The following is a 16,242-nucleotide window of genomic DNA, read 5'->3' as shown; positions in this document are numbered from 1 at the left end:
CAGGGGCCGGGAAACCGGCCCTTCTCTTTTGATGTAAGAGAGGCCGGGCGACCGGCCTTATCTTTTGTGGACAAGCGCGCAGGGCAGGGCGGGACTGCACTGGAGGCGCTTAGCGAATCGAACCCGTAGCGATAGAGGTGAACCCCCATGACGCGGTATGTTTTCATCACCGGCGGCGTGGTGTCTTCGCTTGGCAAAGGCCTGGCGGCGGCGGCTCTCGCAGCCCTCCTGCAGGCGCGCGGCTACAAGGTCCGCCTGCGCAAGCTCGATCCCTACCTCAATGTCGATCCGGGCACGATGAGCCCGTATCAGCACGGCGAGGTCTTCGTCACCGACGACGGCGCCGAGACCGATCTCGACCTCGGCCATTACGAGCGCTTCACCGGCCGGCCCTGCAACCGGGGCGACAACATCACCACCGGCCGCATCTACATGGACATCCTGACCAAGGAGCGGCGCGGTGACTATCTCGGCGCGACCATCCAGGTCGTCCCGCATGTGACGAACGCCATCAAGGAGTTCGTCCTCACCGGCAATGAGGGCTACGACTTCACGCTGGTCGAGATCGGCGGCACGGTCGGCGACATCGAGAGCCTGCCCTTCCTCGAATCGATCCGCCAGATCAGCCAGCAACTGCCGCGCGGCCAGTGCATCTTCACGCATCTGACCCTGCTGCCCTATATCCCGACCGCCGGCGAGCTGAAGACCAAGCCGACCCAGCATTCGGTCGCGGAGCTGCGCTCCATCGGCATCCAGCCCGACATCCTGCTCTGCCGCACCGACCGCGAAATCCCGCGCGAGGAGCGCCGCAAGCTCGCTCTGTTCTGCAATGTCAGGGAGACCGCGGTCATCGAGGCCCGCGACGTTGCCTCGATCTACGACGTGCCGCTCTCCTACCATGCGGAAGGGCTCGACAACGAGGTGCTCGCCGCCTTCGGTCTCGACGCCTCGGCCGAGCCCGACGTCTCGAACTGGAAGCGCATCTCCGAGCGCGTGAAGAACCCCGAGGGCGAGGTCACCATCGCCGTCGTCGGCAAGTACACCGGCATGAAGGACGCCTATAAGTCCCTCATCGAGGCCCTGACCCATGGCGGCATCGCCAACAACGTCAAGGTCAACCTCGACTGGATCGAGTCCGAGGTCTTCGAGAAGGAGGACCCGGCGCCCTTTCTCGAGCACGTCCACGGCATCCTGGTGCCGGGCGGCTTCGGCCATCGCGGCGCCGAGGGCAAGATCAAGGCCGCGACCTTCGCGCGGCAGCGCAAGGTGCCCTATTTCGGCATCTGCTTCGGCATGCAGATGGCGGTGATCGAGGCCGCACGCTCGCTTGCCGGCATCGAGAACGCCAACTCGACCGAGTTCGGCCCGACGCAGGAGCCCGTCGTCGGCCTGATGACCGAATGGATGCGCGGCAACGAGCTGGAGCAGCGCGCCTCGGGCGGCGATCTCGGCGGGACGATGCGCCTCGGCGCCTATGCCTCGACGCTCGCCCAGGGCTCGAAGATCGCGGAGATCTACGGCTCGACCGAGATCTCCGAGCGCCACCGCCACCGCTACGAGGTCAATATGGGCTATCGCGAGCGGCTGGAGGCGAAGGGCATGCGCTTCGCCGGCCTCTCGCCCGACGGCCTGCTGCCGGAGACGGTCGAGTATCCCGACCATCCCTGGTTCATCGGCGTGCAGTATCACCCGGAGCTGAAGTCGCGGCCCTTCGAGCCGCACCCGCTCTTCGCCAGCTTCATCGAGGCTGCGAAGGCGCAGAGCCGCCTGGTCTGATTCCGGGTTCGTCGAGCCGCACCGCCGCCCAGGGTAGGCGGTGTTGCTCGAACACCGCCTTGCTCGGCCCGGGGAAATCCGGATCGGCGAAGGCGCCGATCGCGACCGCGACCATCTCCGGCTTTCGCGACGGCTCCCAGAACACCGTGCTGCCGCAGGCCGGGCAGAAATGGTGCAGGACACGATAGCCGCTATCGGCGGGCCGCTCGTAATCGGCATAGGCGCCTGAAACGACGACCGCCTCGCGCGGAAAGAAGGCCGCGACGCCATAGGCGCTGCCGGTTCGCCGCTGGCACTCGCGACAATGACAGAGCGCGACGCTGGCCGGCTCGCCCCGGCAGGTGACGCGCAAGCTGCCACAGCTGCAGCGGGCTTCCCTGGTCCTCATGCGATCCATCCTTGGTTTGAATGTCGGCGGCCGCCACTTTTTCGGATAGGCCCGGTAGCGCGCCGCAGCCGCGAACGTATAGTAGCGCTTCCGGTTGGCGTTGGGGCAGGGCCGCATGACGATCTCGATGGCGGGGCTGCCTGCCTTTCTCCTCTACTTCGTCGTCGGGGTGGCGCTGATCGCGGCCTTCGCCGTGATTTATCTGCGCCTGACCGCCCATGACGAGATCGCGCTGATCCGGGCGGGAAATCTTGCAGCCGCGATCGCGCTCGGCGGCAATCTCGTCGGCTTCGCCGTGCCGCTGGAGAAAGCGATCGTGCAGGCGAGCAGCATCCCCGACTGCGTGCTTTGGGCCGTTGTCGCGATGATCATCCAGTTCGCGGCCTATGGGCTGGCCCGGCTGCTGATCCCGGAGCTTTCGCGCAAGATCGAGCAGGACAATCTGCCGGCCGCGGCGATTCTGGCCGTCGTCGCCGTCATTTCCGGAACGCTGGCTGCGGCCAGCATGACAGCGTGAGGCCGCAATGAAGCGCTCCTCGCAGATCGGGCTTGCCGCCGCCGGTGTCGTCCTCGTCGCGACGGTCTGGTCGATGACGGGCGAGGAAACGCAGGAGAACGTGGTCTACGGCAGCGTGAGCGAATGCCTGGCCGCCGCGCAGCTCAGCGCGGACCAGTGCGAGACGGCCTTCGCCCAGGCGACCGCCGCGCGCCTCAAGGACGCGCCGAAATTCCGCAGCCAGGTCGAATGCGAGGTGCAATACGGCGCCAATGGCTGCAACACGGCCAATGTCGGCGGTGCCCAGTACTTCATCCCGGCACTCGCCGGCTTCATGCTGGCGCGCGGGCTCGCCGGAGCGCAGGCGCAGCCCTTGCTGCCGCCGACGACGGCGACCTGCCCACCCGGTTCGCGCCAGCCCGAATGCCAGCAGGCGCGCAGCTCGTCCTCTGGCTCCAGCGGGGGCAGCGGCGGCTATGTCCGCTCGCGCGCCTATTCGACGACCAGCGGGCGCGGCGTGACCGCTGCCTTCGCCGCCGGCGCGCGCGGGGGCAGCGTCGCGACGACGAGCCTGTCCTCGCGCGGCGGCTTCGGCTCGACCGCGCGCTCCTACTCCTCGCATTCCTCGTCCTGAGATGCGCCGCGTCGCCATCGCACCCCGGCCGGACTGGACAGAGCAGGTCGAGCGCCTCGGCTTCGCCTTCCACACCATCGACGGCGAGACCTACTGGGACGAAACCGCCGCCTACGCCTTCACGCTCGAAGAGATCGAGCGCGACATCGAGACCCCCACGGAGGCGATCGAGCAGCTCTGCTTCGCCTTCATCGAGACGGCGCTCGATCATGAGGAAACGCTGACGAAACTCGCCATCCCGGCCGCGCATTGGGACTATATCCGCGAGAGCTGGCGGCGCGGCGAGCGCAATCTCTATGGCCGGCTCGATCTCGCCTATGACGGCCGCGGCCCGGCGAAGCTCCTCGAATACAACGCCGATACGCCGACGGCGCTGTTCGAATCGAGCGTCGTGCAATGGGACTGGCTGGAGCAGGCGATGGCGCGTGGTGCGATCCCGCGCGGCAGCGACCAGTTCAATTCGTTGCATGAGCGCCTGATTGCGGCCTTCGGCGGTTTGCGCACGCCTTCGCCCTACCGGCTGCATCTCACCTGCGTGCAGGGCAGCGCCGAGGACAAGGGCACGGTCGACTATCTGATGGATTGTGCCGTGCAGGCCGGGCTCGATGCGCGCTTCACCTATATCGAGGAGATCGGCCTGCTCTCCGATGGGCGCTTCTGCGACGGCGCCAACCAGCCGATCGAGACGCTGTTCAAGCTCTATCCCTGGGAATGGATGTTCCGGGAGAGTTATGGCGAGGCGCTCGCCGGCTCGCGCTGCCAGTTCGTCGAGCCGCCCTGGAAGGCGCTGCTCTCCAACAAGGGGCTGCTCGCCTGCCTCTGGGAGATGGAGCCCGGCCACCCCAATCTCCTGCCGGCGTTCTTCGAGGGCGATCCGCGCTGCGCGACCCTGTCGCCGCGCCGGGTCCGCAAGCCGCTCTATTCGCGCGAAGGCGCCAACGTCACGCTGATGGAGCGAGACCGCATCGTCGACAGCGATGACGGCCCCTACGGCGCCGAAGGACATGTGCTGCAGGATGCCGCGCTCAACCTGTTCTCGGCCGATGGCAACTATGCCGTGCTCGGCTCCTGGCTCGTCGCTTCGCAGCCCTGCGGGCTGTGCGTGCGCGAGGACGCCTCGCCGATCACCAGGAACACCTCGCGCTTCCTGCCGCACTACATCGAGCCCTAGCCTTCCCGTCATTGCTTCGCTGCGCTCGCAATGACGTTTCAAACCGGACGGAAAATGCACTAGCCTCAAGGCCCGTTACGCCTGTCGAAAGAGCCTGTCATGCCTGTCACAGCCTCAACGCCCCGCGGCCTCGACCATCTCGTCATCGGCGTGCGCGATCTCGACGCCGCCTGGCGCTTCTACGAGAAGCTCGGCTTCCGCGTCGGCACCCGCAATCGCCACCCCTGGGGCACCGAGAACCGGATCGTGCAGTTTCCCGGCTCCTTTCTGGAGCTCGTGACGATCGTCGACGACGGCGCCATCCCGCCGCATGGCGAACGCCGCTTCTCCTTCGGCGCTTTCGTCCGCGATGCATTGGCCGGGCAGGGCGAGGGCCTGTCGATGCTGGTGCTGGAAAGCACCGACGCCAAGGCCGACGCCGCGGCGTTCCAGGCCGCCGGCATCGGCGATTTCGAGCCCTTCTTCTTCGAGCGCCAAGGCAAGCGGCCGGATGGAGCCACGGTGCGGGTCGCCTTCGAGCTCGCCTTCGCGGCGGATTCGCGTGCGCCGGAATGCGGCTTCTTCGTCTGCCAGCAGCTCGAACCGCAAAACTTCTGGAATCCGGATTTCCAGAATCACCCCAATGGTGCGACCGCTCTCGCCTCGGCCGTGATCGTCGCCGAGGAGCCGGCACTGCATCGTGACTTCCTGACGGCTTTCAGCGGCGGCGCCGAAGTGCTGGAAGGCAACGAGGACTATGTTCTTGCCTTGCCGCGCGGGCGCATCGACGTGCTCGATCCCGAGGCGGCGCAGGGGGCCTACCAGGTCGAGCCGGACACGACGCCGGCTCGCTTCCTCGGATTCTGCGTCGCGGTCCCGGACCTCGATGCCGTGGCCGAGCGCCTGACGGCGGCGGAGGTCCCTTTCGTGCAGAACGAGGAGCGTGTCTTCGTCCAGGCCGAGGACGCGATGGGCTGCATGATCGCGTTCGAGCAGGGCTGAACACGGCCGCCGGGGCACTGGAACCAGCCCGTCATTCCGGGGCTTCGCGCCAGCGAAGAGCCCGGAACCGAGAATCGATGCCGCCTCCGCGAAAGGCGCGGTTGGGCCAAAGATCGAATGGCTAACGGCCTCGGTTCTGGGTTCCGGGCTCAGCCCTGCGGGCTGCCCTGGAATGACCGCGCGGTTCCAGTGCCCCGGCGGTCGATCTCAGCCCTTCGCCTCTACCGGCGGCAGCGAGGCGAGGAGCCCGATCAGCGCCCGGTCGTGCAGCACCACCATGCGCTCCTTCGGCTTCAGCCAGATCGCCGCGTCGTCGATCGTCTCGGCATCGACGAGCTTCGCCTGGGCGACGGCCCGGTCGGGCTCGATCTCGCCGCGCCGGCGCGACTGGCCATAGGGCAGCATCAGCTCATGGGCGTGGCGCAACTCGGCGTCGCCATGCAGCGCCTTGAGGCCGTCCGCATCGTCGTAGCCGGCCTTCTCGAATTCGGCCTGCAGTTCGTTGGCCCGCAGCGCGATCGCCGGCGGCGCGCCTTCCTCCGGCGTCATCAGCAGCTTGTGGCGCTTGAACCAGAGGCCGATCGCAAGCTGTCCGGAAGCCCAGGAGAGCGGGATCGCCAGCACGAGGCCGACGATCGTCGGCGACATCCAGGCGAAGAGCGAGGTCGCGATCATGAAGGCCGAGAGGCCGGTGACCAGGCCGAGCACCGTATGGGTCCGGTGCCGGCGGATGATGTCCTTGAGCGGGATCGAGCCGTCGTCGCGCCGCTGCGGGTTCCAGCCGGTGTCGCGTCCGAGCAGGATCTGGAAGACCGAGCCGGACTGGATCAGCATCATGATCGGCGCGAAGAAGGCCGAGAACAGCACCTCGATCAGCGCCGAGACGACGAGCCTGATCGTGCCGCCGCCGGCACGCCTGAGCTTGTTGTTGAACAGCGTCAGCAGGAGACCGAACAGTTTCGGCGCCAACAGGATCGCCATCGTCAGCGCGAACAGCCGCAAGGCGCGCTCGGGGTCGAAGCGCGGCCAGACCGGGAAGAGCGTGAACTCCTCGGTGAAATACTCCGGCCGGGCGTAGTTGACCTGCAGCACGATCAGGATGCCGACCACGAGCTGCATCAGCCAGAGCGGCGAGGCGAGATAGCCCATGATTCCGGTGGCGAAATGCTGGCGCGTCGCCGTCACGAAGCCCTTGGCGCCGATGATGCGCGAATGCTGGAGGTTGCCCTGGCACCAGCGGCGGTCGCGCACCGAGATGTCGATCAGCGAGGGCGGGCTTTCCTCATAGGACCCGGTCAGGTCCGGCAGCATGTAGACCGACCAGCCGGCGCGGCGGATCAGCGCCGCCTCGACGAAGTCATGGCTCAGCACATGGCCGCCGAAGGGCGGCTTGCCCTTCAGGTCCGGCATGCCGCAATGCTCGGCGAAGGCCCGCGTCCGGATGATGGCGTTGTGGCCCCAGTAATTGCCGTCCCGCCCCGACCACATGGCGAGGCCGGTGGCGATGACGGGGCCGTAGACCCGCGCCGCGAACTGCTGCAGCCGCGCGAAGAAGGTGTTGCGGTTGATGATCAGCGGCAGGGACTGGATGATGCCGGCATCGGGGTCCGCCTCCATCGCCGCCGTCAGGCGCACGATGCAGGTCCCGGTCATCAGGCTGTCGGCGTCGAGCACGACCATGTGCTCGTAATGGCCACCCCAGCGCGTGACGAAATCGGCGATGTTGCCCGCCTTGCGGTGATGGTTCTTCGGGCGATGGCGGTAATAGACACGGCTATTCGGCCCGAGCCGCTCGCGCAGCGCCAGGAAGGCGCGCTCCTCCGCCACCCAGACATCGGGGTTGGTCGTGTCGGAGACGATGAAATAATCGAAATGGTCGCCGAGCCCGGTCGCCTCGACCGATTCCCGGATCGCCGCCACGGCCGCGAAGATGCGCGCCGAGGATTCGTTGTAGATCGGCATCACCACGACGGTGCGGTGCTTGAGGCTTTCCGCACGCTCCGCCCGGCCGGCGCCGAGCAGCACGCCGAAGAAGCCGAGCAGCGCGCTGGTGAAGGCCAATGCGATCCAGGAGAAGTTGATCGTGAACAGCACGAGCAAGGCGTACTGCAGCGAGGTCGTGCGGCTGACCGACACGACATTGTACATTTCCCAGGCGCCGAAGGCGGTGAGTGCGAGGCCGCCGCCGAAGACGAAGAGGCGCTTCAGCCAGGGTGTCTTCCAGTCGCGCGGAACCGCCGGCTGGCGCCGATCCTCGGCGCGCCACTGCCGGAAGGACTGGACCGGCATGACCAGGCGCGCTTCGGGCGGCGTGGCGGGCTCGCGCGCCGCGCTGTAGTTTCGGTTCTCGGGCTCCGCGGCGCCCGTGCGAGGCGCGGCTACCACGTCCATCGATTCAACCAGGTTTCCGAAACGGGCTGACCGCCCGATTGCAGCACGAGCCTCAGCTCGGAGAGGGTGTCGGTGCCGGGGTCGACCTCGAAGCCGACGCGCATCATCTTGCGCTCGGGATAGGGCCAGAGCCGGACGCCCTGGACCGCGCCGGGCTGGGCCGTGATCGTCGCCCGCGTCGAGGCGACGAGGGCGGCATCGGCCAGCTTGTCGCCCGTGAACTCGACGATGAAGCGGCGCCGGCGCCCCTGCGTGCCCTTGCCCTGCCGGGTCCGGGTCGCGATCGCGAGCGGCGGGCGCTCGGGCGGCTGCCAGCACCAGGCCTGACGGTAGCTCACCGAGGTTTCGCTGCCGGCGGCGAGCGCCTGCTTCGGCCGCCAGTACATGATGATGTTCTTGTTCGGCTCCGACTCGCTCGGGATCTCGATCAGCTGGACCGAGCCGGCGCCCCAGTCGCCCAGGGGCTCGTTCCAGACGCTCGGCCTGAGCTCGAAGCGCTGGTCGTCGTCCTGGAAGGCGGCGGGGTCGCGCTCGCGCTGGACCAGGCCGAAGCCCTTCGGATTTTCGTCGACGAAGGAGGAGACTTGCAGCGTGGCGGGGTTGTTGACCGGCCGGTAGATCCACTCGCCGCCGCCCGACAGCATCTGCACGCCGGAGACCTCGCCGATTGAGGGGCGGATATCGTCGAAGGTGCGCCGGCTCTGCGGGCCGGAGAGGAAGGTCGCGCTGGTGCAGCCGAAGCCGACATGCTCGAGCGCCTGGCGCGCGAACAGCGTCATTTCGACATCGATGAAGGTGACATCGCCGGGGCGCAGCGTCATCCGCACCGCGCCGCTGACGCTCTCCGAATCGAGCAGGCCATGGATCACCAGCGAGCCGACGGCCGGGCTCGGCCGCTCGATCCAGAAGGCGCGGAAGAAGGGCAGCTCCTCGCCACGCTGCTCGCCCGGCCGCAGGATCAGCGCCCGCGACATCGCGCCGAAATTCTGGCCGCGCGCCAGCGCGCGGAAGAAGGTCCCGCCCTGGAAGATCGCGACCTCGAACGGCCGCTCGAGGCCGGCGGCGATCCGCATGCCCGAGAACTGCAGATCGGCGTTCGCCGCGGGCGGGGCGACGCGGCCATAGTCGAACTTGCTGCGATCGAAGGCGATCCGGCGAATCGTCCCCTCTTCGACCGTGAACAGGCTCACGGGGTTCGAGAAGACATAGCCGCGATGGAGCGGCTCGACGGTGAAGCCGCGATTCTCCCCGGCCCAGATCGTGGCGCCGGGCTGCATGCGGATCCCGGCATACTGGTCGGCCGGCATCGTCGCATAGCCTTCCGGCAGATCCGTCGCCGTCAGGGGAATCAGCGGGCGCTGGGCGAGCGTGCGGGCGGCATCGATCACGAGCGACGCGTCGAAGTGCTGCCCGTCGACGAGGGAGGGGATGTTGAACGCCGCGGCACCCGTCTGGGTCTGGGCCGCAGCGGAGCCGGCAACAGACAGCAGGGCCGCGCCGCCTGCTGCGCCTTCCAGAAACTGCCTGCGATTCAAGGGTTTCGACATTTGATCCAAACTGCGCGGGCGATGCCCTCGCCCTCCGCGCTTCTAGAGCATTTCCAGCTAGGCTGAAAAGCGTTTCCGTTCAGGAAAATAGTGGTGTCTGCGCCGGTCCGGAGCAGGGCTTCCGGGGCGCTCAGGACGGCGCGGATTCCTCGACGGTCATGGGACGGCCCCTCTCGATGCCATTGAACTTTGGCAAATGGCGAACGGATCGGCTATCCACGGCGCCTGCAACGCGAGCATGCGCGAGATCGGCCGTGATGAATGGGCTCCGGTTCTGTCATGCTGTGCAAGGGAAACGAGAAACATGACCGAAATGCAGCCGGCGCGCTCCTGCCTCGCGATCGTCCTGGCCGCCGGGGAGGGCACGCGCATGAAATCGCGGCGCCCCAAGGTGCTTCATCCTGTCGCCGGGCGTTCCCTGCTCGGCCATGCGCTGTCCTCGGTCGTGCAGGCGGGCGCCGATTCCGTCGCGGTCGTCATCTCCTCGGAGCGGCCGGAGGTCGGCGAGGAAGCGCTGAAGCTGATGCCCGGGGTCAGGATCGCGACGCAGCACGAGCGGCGCGGCACCGCCCACGCGGTGCTCGCCGCCAAGGAGGCCCTGAAGGCCGGGCATGATCATGTGCTGGTCGCCTTCGCCGATACGCCGCTCGTCCGGCCCGAGACCTTCGCGGCGCTGCGCGACGCGCTGGCCGGCGGCGCCGCGGTCGCCGTGCTCGGATTCGAGGCGCGCGACCCGAACGGCTACGGCAGGCTGGTCGAAAGCGATCGCGGCCTCGAGGCGATCGTCGAGCACAAGGACGCGACGGCCGAGCAGCGCGCGATTACGCTCTGCAACGCCGGGCTGATGGCGCTCTCGGGCGAGCATGCGCTGGCGATCCTGGAAGCGATCGGCGACGACAACGCCCAGCGCGAGTTCTACCTTACCGATGCGGTTGCGATCGCCCGTGCCCGCGGCCTCGGCGCCGTCGTGTTCCGGGCGCCGGAAAGCGAGGTCCAGGGTGTCAACGATCGCGCGCAACTCGCTGCGGCGGAAGCGGAATTTCAGCGCCGCAAGCGCCATGCCGTGATGCTCGGCGGCGCCACGCTGATCGCGCCGGAAACGGTCTTCTTCAGCTTCGACACTGAGATCGGCCAGGATGTCGTGATCGAGCCCAACGTCGTCTTCGGGCCGGGGGTGAGCGTGGCGGACGGCGCCGTCATCCACGCCTTCTCGCATCTCGAGGGCGCTGTGGTCGGCGCGCAGGCGAGCGTCGGCCCCTATGGCCGGCTGCGCCCGGGCACGAGGCTCGCGGAGAAGGCGAAGGTCGGCAATTTCGTCGAGGTGAAGGCGGCCGAGATCGGCCCCGGCGCCAAGGTCAACCATCTGACCTATATCGGCGATGCCTCGATCGGGGCGGCGGCCAACATCGGCGCCGGCACCATCACCTGCAACTATGACGGCTTCATCAAGTCGAGGACGACGATCGGAGCGAACGCCTTCGTCGGCTCGAATTCCGCGCTGGTCGCGCCGGTGACGATCGGAGAGGGCGCCATTATCGGCTCCGGCTCGGTCATCACTCGCGACGTCGCGCCGGACGCGCTCGCCCTCGGCCGCGGTCAGCAGGTCGAGAAGGCTGGTTGGGCGAAGACGTTCCGGACGGTCGCGGCGGCCCGGAAAGCCGCGAAGAAGGCTGCCGAATAGCGACCCAGGGCCGAAAGGCCATCCCCTATTCACAGTTCGTCATGCATAGTGATTGGGCAGCCGCCCGTTTCACGGCTATGCGCTTTCGCCAACGGCAATGGCTTGAGAGGTTCGCCCATGTGCGGCATCGTCGGGATTCTGGGCAAGGAAGCGGTCGCGACGCAGGTCGTCGAGGCGCTGCGTCGGCTGGAGTATCGTGGCTATGACTCTGCCGGCGTCGCGACGCTGGAAGCCGGTCAGCTCACCCGCCGCCGCGCCGAGGGCAAGCTGAAGAATCTCGAGATCCGCCTGTCGACCGAGCCGCTTGAAGGGCTGATCGGCATCGGCCACACCCGCTGGGCGACGCATGGCAAGCCGAACGAGACCAACGCCCATCCGCATGCGACCGGGAAGCTGGCGGTCGTCCATAACGGCATCATCGAGAATTTCCGCGAGCTGCGCGCCGAGCTGCAGGCCGACGGCTACGTCTTCGACACCGAGACGGACACCGAGATCGTCGCCCATCTCGTCACCCGCGAGCTCGATCGCGGCAAGACCCCGGTCGAGGCCGTCGGGCTCAGCCTGCCGCGCCTGCACGGCGCCTTCGCGCTCGCCTTCCTGTTCCAGGGCCAGGAAGACCTGCTGATCGGCGCCCGCAAAGGTTCGCCGCTGGCGGTCGGCGTCGGCGACGGCGAGATGTATCTCGGCTCGGACGCGCTGGCGCTCGCACCCTTCACGAACCTGATCGCCTATCTGGAGGAGGGCGACTGGGTCGTCCTCAACCGCAAGGGGGCGACCTTCTACGACAAGACCAATGCGCAGGTGGAGCGCCACGCCCAGCGCGTCGCCGCCGGCGCCTTCCTGGTCGAGAAGGGCAACCACCGCCATTTCATGGCGAAGGAGATCTACGAGCAGCCCGAGGTGGTCGGCCATACGCTGACGCAGTATCTCGATATGGCGGCCGGCAAGGTGCGCCTGCCCTTCGGTGACAAGATCGACTGGAAGGGCCTGTCGCGCCTGACGATCGGCGCCTGCGGCACTTCCTATTATGCCGGCCTCATCGCGAAATACTGGTTCGAGAAGCTGGCGCGCCTGCCGGTCGAGATCGATGTCGCGTCCGAGTTCCGCTATCGCGAGGCGCCGCTGCCGGAGCAGGGCCTGGCGCTCTTCGTCTCGCAGTCCGGGGAAACCGCCGACACGCTGGCTGGGCTGCGCTACGCCCGCCAGAACGGGCAGGCTATCCTCTCGGTCGTCAACGTGCCGACCTCGACGATCGCGCGCGAGAGCCATGCGGTCGCGCAGACGCTCGCCGGCCCCGAGATCGGCGTCGCCTCGACCAAGGCCTTCGTCTGCCAGCTGGCGGTTTTCGCCTCGCTCGCGCTCGCCGCAGCCCGCGCCCGCGGCACGCTCTCGGCCGAGGACGAGGCCGACCATGTGCAGAATCTGATCTCCTTGCCGGGACTGATGGCACGGGCGCTGGAGCTGGAGCCGCAGATCGAGCAGCTTTCGCACAAGCTGTCCCGCGCCAAGGACGTGCTCTATCTCGGCCGCGGAACCAGCTTCCCGCTGGCGCTGGAAGGCGCGCTGAAGCTCAAGGAAATCAGCTACATCCACGCCGAAGGTTATCCGGCGGGCGAGCTGAAGCACGGGCCGATCGCGCTCATCGACGAGGATATGCCGGTGATCGTCGTCGCGCCGCATGACGCGCTCTTCGAGAAGACCGCCTCGAATATGCAGGAGGTCGCGGCGCGCGGCGGCCGCATCATCCTGGTCACCGACGCCAAGGGCGCCGCCGAATGCGGCATCGAGCCCGAGGCGACGATCGTGATGCCGGACATGGACCCGACCTTCGCGCCGATCGTCTACGCGCTGCCGATCCAGATGATCGCCTATCAGACGGCCGTCTTCATGGGCAAGGACGTCGACCAGCCGCGCAACCTGGCGAAATCCGTCACGGTGGAGTGAGGCGTCGATCGTCTTCACCGTCATTGCGAGCGCAGCGAAGCAAGCCAGGAGGACGGGGTGACACCGTCCCGCCCCGCGGCCGCTGGATTGCTTCGTCGTTTCGCTCCTCGCAATCACGGCAAGGGCACGCCATAGCTCGTTCAGCGCTCGGGCCGGCTCGCCACATAGGTGCCGGCGCCGATCAGGCAGATCGCCGTCGCCGCCAGCGCCACTGGCGGCGCGCTTGTTTGCGTCAGCAGGGCAAAGCTCAGCACCATCGAGCCGCAGGCAAGGAATTTCGCGCGCCGGGCGATCGCGCCGGTCTGGCGCCAGAGCCTGACATGCGGGCCGAGCTGCGGATGGCCGATGAGCCAGGCCTCGAAGCGCGGCGATGATCGCGAGAAGCACCAGGCCGCGAGAATCAGGAACACCGTTCCCGGCATCAGCGGCAGGACGAGCCCGGCGACGCCCAGCGCGGTGAATATCCAGCCGGCGAAGAACAGGAGCGGCCGCGGCCAACGGCGTGCCGGTGCATCGTCCTTGTCCACGGCCTCATCCTTGCTTGCGGATCTCGGGGCTGGCGGATAGCGCTGCCTCGCCTATCTTGTCATATCGCGGCGCATGATGGCGCCGGCAAGCCGACGGGAGGTCGCGCCGGTGTTTGGGGGAGAGAGATGACCGCCGGGCCGCCCGATCCCCGCCTCATACTGCCGACGGATATCCTGCGGCCGACCTGGGGCGCACGGCTGCGCCGCTATTTCCTGACCGGGCTTGTCATTGCTGCCCCGCTCGCCATCACCGCCTCTGTCACCTGGTGGTTCATCAACTTCATCGACGGGCTGGTGAAGCCGCTCATCCCGAATTCCTACCTGCCTGATTCTTACCTGCCTTACCCCGTGCCGGGCTTCGGCCTCGTCATCGCCTTCGTCGGGCTGACGCTGCTCGGCTTCCTCACCGCCAATCTCGTCGGGCGCTCGCTGCTCAATGCGGGCGAGGCGATTCTCGGCCGCATGCCGGTGGTGCGTAGCCTCTACAAGGGCGTGAAGCAGGTCTTCGAGACGATCTTTTCGCAGTCCGGCACCTCCTTCCGCAAGGTCGGCATGGTGCAGTTTCCTCAGCCCGGCATGTGGTCGATCGTCTTCATCGCGCAGGAGGCGGCGCCCGAGATCGCCGGGCGGCTGCCGGATGGCGGCGAGCAGGTCGGCGTCTTCATGCCCTGCACACCGAACCCGACCACCGGCTTCTTCTTCTACCTGCCGCGGCGCGAGATCGTGGAACTGTCGATCTCGGTCGAGGATGGCGCCAAGCTCATCATGTCAGCCGGGCTGATCCAGCCCGGCGAACAGGGCAAGCCGAAGCTCGAGGCGAAACCCGCCGCCAAAGCCGGGGCCGATCAGGCCGAAACGACCTGATCGGCGCGTGCGCTAGCCCTTGAGCGGCACCCAGATCTCGACGATGCCGTTGCCTGTCGCGCCGTCGAAGCGCTCGTCCACGCGCTCAAGCTTGACGCCCATCGCGGGTTCGCGCCCCGATTTCGGCAGCCAATTCTGCCAGATCGCCTTGAAGGTCTGGGCGATGCCGGTGATGTGGCCGTGATGCTCGAACACGGCGCAGAGCTGCTCCGGCACGCTGAGCCGTGCAAACTCCTCCGCAAGTCCGCCGAAGGAGGAGACCTCTGCACCGGCGATGTAGTCGAAGGAGCCGAGCTCGTCGCAATTATAGCTCGCGCCGTAGACGACATGTCCGCGCTGGCCGGGGATATGCCCGAAATGCGGGGCGATCTTCTGCCAGAGCAGCGGGATGCCCTGGGTGTTGTCCATCGAGAAATGGCCGCTGAAACCGGCGATCAGCAGCGGCTTCCCCATGACGATGCGCGGCTCGGCGATGGGGGTGGGGGCGATGTCATGCATGGAAAGTGGCTCCATGAGAGCGAACGAGGACAGGTCGCGCCGGCCGCGCAGCTCTTCCGGCGTGACGCCGAATTGCTCGCGAAAGGCGCGGGTGAAGGCCTCGTGGGAGCCATAACCCCAGTCGAGCGCGACCGAGAGGATATCGGGGGCGCCGTCGGCAAGCTGCCGGGCGGCCTCCGAAAGCCGCCGTTCGCGCACATAGCGCATCACCGAGCGGCCGGTCGCCACGCCGAAGGCGCGGCTGAGATGGAAGCGCGAGACGCCGCAGACCTCCGCGATCTCGTCGAGCGAAAGCTCGGAGGCGAAGCGGCTCTCGATGCACCAGATAGCTGTCTTGACCGGGTCCATGCTCTCTCCACGAAGCACCGGCACCATGGCGGAGGCAAGAGAGCCGCGCTTGATCGGGATTGCTAGCGGCTATCTTTGCAGCGTCTTCACGACATCGAGAAAGGCCCGCAGCGCCGGTGGCACCGCTCGGTGCCCCGGATAATAGACCGCCACCCCTTCCGGAGCCGGCGTCCAGGCAGTCAGGACCTGGCGCAGGCGCCCCCCGGCCAAGGCCCTCTCGGCGGCCGGGCTGGCGACATAGGCGATGCCCAGGTCGTTGATCGCAGCGTCGACCATCAACTCCTCGTCGTCGAGAATGACCGGTCCGCCCACCTCGATCGTCAGCTCCTGTCCGGCCCGCTCGAACTCCCAGCGATAGAGCTTGCCACTGGGCATCCGGTGGCCGATGCAGCGATGGCTTTCCAGTTCCTCCGGGCTGCCCGGTTCGCCGAAGCGTTCGAGATAGGCCGGCGACGCGACACAGATGAAGCTGATCGCGGCGCCGAGCGGCACGGCGACCATGTCCTTGTGGATCGATCCGACCAGGCGCACGCCGGCATCGAAGCCAGCCGATACGATGTCGACCAGCCGTCCCTCCACGACGATGTCGACGACCACGCCCGGGAACCGCTCGGCCATCAAAGGCAGCACCTCGCGGACGAGCAGTCCCGCCGCCAGCCGCGGCGCGTTGATCCGAACGTTTCCGGCCACGCTGCCGCGGAACGTCGCGATGCTGTCGAGAGCATCGTCAAGGTTGGCGAGTGCAGGCTGAAGCCGGCCGAGCAGCTCGAACCCGCCTCGGTCGGTGAAACACTGCGCGTCGTGCGGTTGAGCAGGCGCACGCCCATGCGCTCCTCGAGGGCGCGCATCGCATGGCTCAGGGTGGACGGCGCCATGCCGAGCTCATCCGCCGCATGGCGGAAGCTGCGGCGGGTCGCGACGGCCACGAAGGCGGTGAGGTCGTTGAGCGAAGGGCGATTCATTGATGGCGATCCAGCATCAACCCATGCGGATTTA

Annotated in this window: 13 protein-coding genes and 1 pseudogene; 8 read left to right on the top strand and 6 right to left on the bottom strand. The window is 67.5% G+C overall.

Annotated elements, in window-relative coordinates; genetic code table 11:
* Positions 1-147: 147 nt before the first annotated feature.
* A complete protein-coding gene (locus tag B5Y19_RS06885; protein WP_055726911.1) occupies positions 148-1,776 on the top strand; it encodes a CTP synthase in 1,629 nt (542 codons plus the stop codon).
* On the opposite strand, the gene B5Y19_RS06880 is transcribed toward B5Y19_RS06885, so the two are convergent.
* Complete coding sequence (locus B5Y19_RS06880) at positions 1,739-2,164, bottom strand: GFA family protein (RefSeq protein ID WP_055727042.1); 426 nt, start codon at positions 2,162-2,164, stop codon at positions 1,739-1,741. The two genes, B5Y19_RS06885 and B5Y19_RS06880, sit on opposite strands and share 38 nt — an antisense overlap.
* 115 nt (positions 2,165-2,279) lie before the next feature.
* On the opposite strand from B5Y19_RS06880, the gene B5Y19_RS06875 reads away from it, so the two are divergent.
* The 4 genes from B5Y19_RS06875 to B5Y19_RS06860 all read left to right on the top strand — a co-directional run bounded on the left by B5Y19_RS06875 (position 2,280) and on the right by B5Y19_RS06860 (position 5,446).
* Positions 2,280-2,681, top strand: coding sequence for a DUF350 domain-containing protein (locus tag B5Y19_RS06875; RefSeq protein ID WP_055726912.1), 402 nt, complete (start codon positions 2,280-2,282; stop codon positions 2,679-2,681).
* A 7-nt stretch (positions 2,682-2,688) separates the two neighbouring features.
* On the top strand, positions 2,689-3,294 hold the full coding sequence (locus B5Y19_RS06870; protein ID WP_055726913.1) for a DUF1190 domain-containing protein: 606 nt from the start codon (positions 2,689-2,691) through the stop codon (positions 3,292-3,294).
* 1 nt (position 3,295) lies between these two features.
* Positions 3,296-4,465 carry a glutathionylspermidine synthase family protein gene (locus tag B5Y19_RS06865; RefSeq protein WP_055726914.1) on the top strand — a complete coding sequence of 390 codons (1,170 nt, stop codon included), beginning with the start codon at positions 3,296-3,298 and terminating at the stop codon, positions 4,463-4,465.
* Between the two features lie 99 nt (positions 4,466-4,564).
* A complete protein-coding gene (locus tag B5Y19_RS06860) occupies positions 4,565-5,446 on the top strand; it encodes a VOC family protein (RefSeq protein ID WP_055726915.1) in 882 nt (293 codons plus the stop codon).
* Positions 5,447-5,653: 207 nt separating this feature from the next.
* On the opposite strand, the gene mdoH is transcribed toward B5Y19_RS06860, so the two are convergent.
* Both mdoH and B5Y19_RS06850 read right to left on the bottom strand, forming a co-directional pair.
* Positions 5,654-7,837, bottom strand: a complete 2,184-nt coding sequence (gene mdoH, locus B5Y19_RS06855; protein ID WP_055726916.1) for a glucans biosynthesis glucosyltransferase MdoH — start codon at positions 7,835-7,837, stop codon at positions 5,654-5,656.
* Positions 7,825-9,384 carry an OpgD/OpgG family glucan biosynthesis protein gene (locus B5Y19_RS06850; RefSeq protein ID WP_079591274.1) on the bottom strand — a complete coding sequence of 520 codons (1,560 nt, stop codon included), beginning with the start codon at positions 9,382-9,384 and terminating at the stop codon, positions 7,825-7,827. Before B5Y19_RS06850 ends, mdoH begins: the two co-directional genes overlap by 13 nt.
* Positions 9,385-9,697: 313 nt before the next feature.
* Between B5Y19_RS06850 and glmU the strand changes: the two genes are divergently transcribed.
* Together glmU and glmS are read left to right on the top strand one after the other, a co-directional pair.
* Entirely contained in the window at positions 9,698-11,065 is a 1,368-nt protein-coding gene (gene glmU / locus B5Y19_RS06845; protein ID WP_139384307.1) for a bifunctional UDP-N-acetylglucosamine diphosphorylase/glucosamine-1-phosphate N-acetyltransferase GlmU, read from the top strand.
* A 117-nt stretch (positions 11,066-11,182) separates the two neighbouring features.
* On the top strand, positions 11,183-13,009 hold the full coding sequence (gene glmS / locus B5Y19_RS06840; protein ID WP_079591273.1) for a glutamine--fructose-6-phosphate transaminase (isomerizing): 1,827 nt from the start codon (positions 11,183-11,185) through the stop codon (positions 13,007-13,009).
* A 140-nt stretch (positions 13,010-13,149) separates the two neighbouring features.
* Here the strand turns inward: glmS and B5Y19_RS06835 are convergent, their stop codons facing one another.
* A complete protein-coding gene (locus tag B5Y19_RS06835; protein ID WP_176168583.1) occupies positions 13,150-13,536 on the bottom strand; it encodes a YbaN family protein in 387 nt (128 codons plus the stop codon).
* Positions 13,537-13,662: 126 nt separating this feature from the next.
* Between B5Y19_RS06835 and B5Y19_RS06830 the strand changes: the two genes are divergently transcribed.
* Complete coding sequence (locus B5Y19_RS06830) at positions 13,663-14,400, top strand: DUF502 domain-containing protein (protein ID WP_055726919.1); 738 nt, start codon at positions 13,663-13,665, stop codon at positions 14,398-14,400.
* Positions 14,401-14,412: 12 nt separating this feature from the next.
* Here the strand turns inward: B5Y19_RS06830 and B5Y19_RS06825 are convergent, their stop codons facing one another.
* Positions 14,413-15,246, bottom strand: coding sequence for an AraC family transcriptional regulator (locus tag B5Y19_RS06825; RefSeq protein ID WP_055726920.1), 834 nt, complete (start codon positions 15,244-15,246; stop codon positions 14,413-14,415).
* Positions 15,247-15,315: 69 nt separating this feature from the next.
* A pseudogene (locus tag B5Y19_RS06820) lies at positions 15,316-16,208 on the bottom strand (LysR family transcriptional regulator).
* Positions 16,209-16,242: the final 34 nt, after the last annotated feature.

Source organism: Allobosea thiooxidans (assembly GCF_900168195.1).
Lineage (GTDB): Bacteria > Pseudomonadota > Alphaproteobacteria > Rhizobiales > Beijerinckiaceae > Allobosea > Allobosea thiooxidans.
This window is presented reverse-complemented; position numbering and strand designations above follow the sequence as displayed.

Excerpts from the sequence above, each read along its gene's own strand:
- glmS (WP_079591273.1), top strand. The coding sequence starts at position 11,183 with ATGTGCGGCATCGTCGGGATTCTGGGCAAGGAAGCGGTCGCGACGCAG.
- glmU (WP_139384307.1), top strand. The coding sequence starts at position 9,698 with ATGCAGCCGGCGCGCTCCTGCCTCGCGATCGTCCTGGCCGCCGGGGAG.
- B5Y19_RS06825 (WP_055726920.1), bottom strand. The coding sequence starts at position 15,246 with ATGGACCCGGTCAAGACAGCTATCTGGTGCATCGAGAGCCGCTTCGCC.
- B5Y19_RS06870 (WP_055726913.1), top strand. The coding sequence starts at position 2,689 with ATGAAGCGCTCCTCGCAGATCGGGCTTGCCGCCGCCGGTGTCGTCCTC.
- B5Y19_RS06885 (WP_055726911.1), top strand. The coding sequence starts at position 148 with ATGACGCGGTATGTTTTCATCACCGGCGGCGTGGTGTCTTCGCTTGGC.
- B5Y19_RS06875 (WP_055726912.1), top strand. The coding sequence starts at position 2,280 with ATGACGATCTCGATGGCGGGGCTGCCTGCCTTTCTCCTCTACTTCGTC.
- B5Y19_RS06880 (WP_055727042.1), bottom strand. The coding sequence starts at position 2,164 with ATGAGGACCAGGGAAGCCCGCTGCAGCTGTGGCAGCTTGCGCGTCACC.
- B5Y19_RS06860 (WP_055726915.1), top strand. The coding sequence starts at position 4,565 with ATGCCTGTCACAGCCTCAACGCCCCGCGGCCTCGACCATCTCGTCATC.
- B5Y19_RS06865 (WP_055726914.1), top strand. The coding sequence starts at position 3,296 with ATGCGCCGCGTCGCCATCGCACCCCGGCCGGACTGGACAGAGCAGGTC.
- B5Y19_RS06830 (WP_055726919.1), top strand. The coding sequence starts at position 13,663 with ATGACCGCCGGGCCGCCCGATCCCCGCCTCATACTGCCGACGGATATC.
- mdoH (WP_055726916.1), bottom strand. The coding sequence starts at position 7,837 with ATGGACGTGGTAGCCGCGCCTCGCACGGGCGCCGCGGAGCCCGAGAAC.
- B5Y19_RS06850 (WP_079591274.1), bottom strand. The coding sequence starts at position 9,384 with ATGTCGAAACCCTTGAATCGCAGGCAGTTTCTGGAAGGCGCAGCAGGC.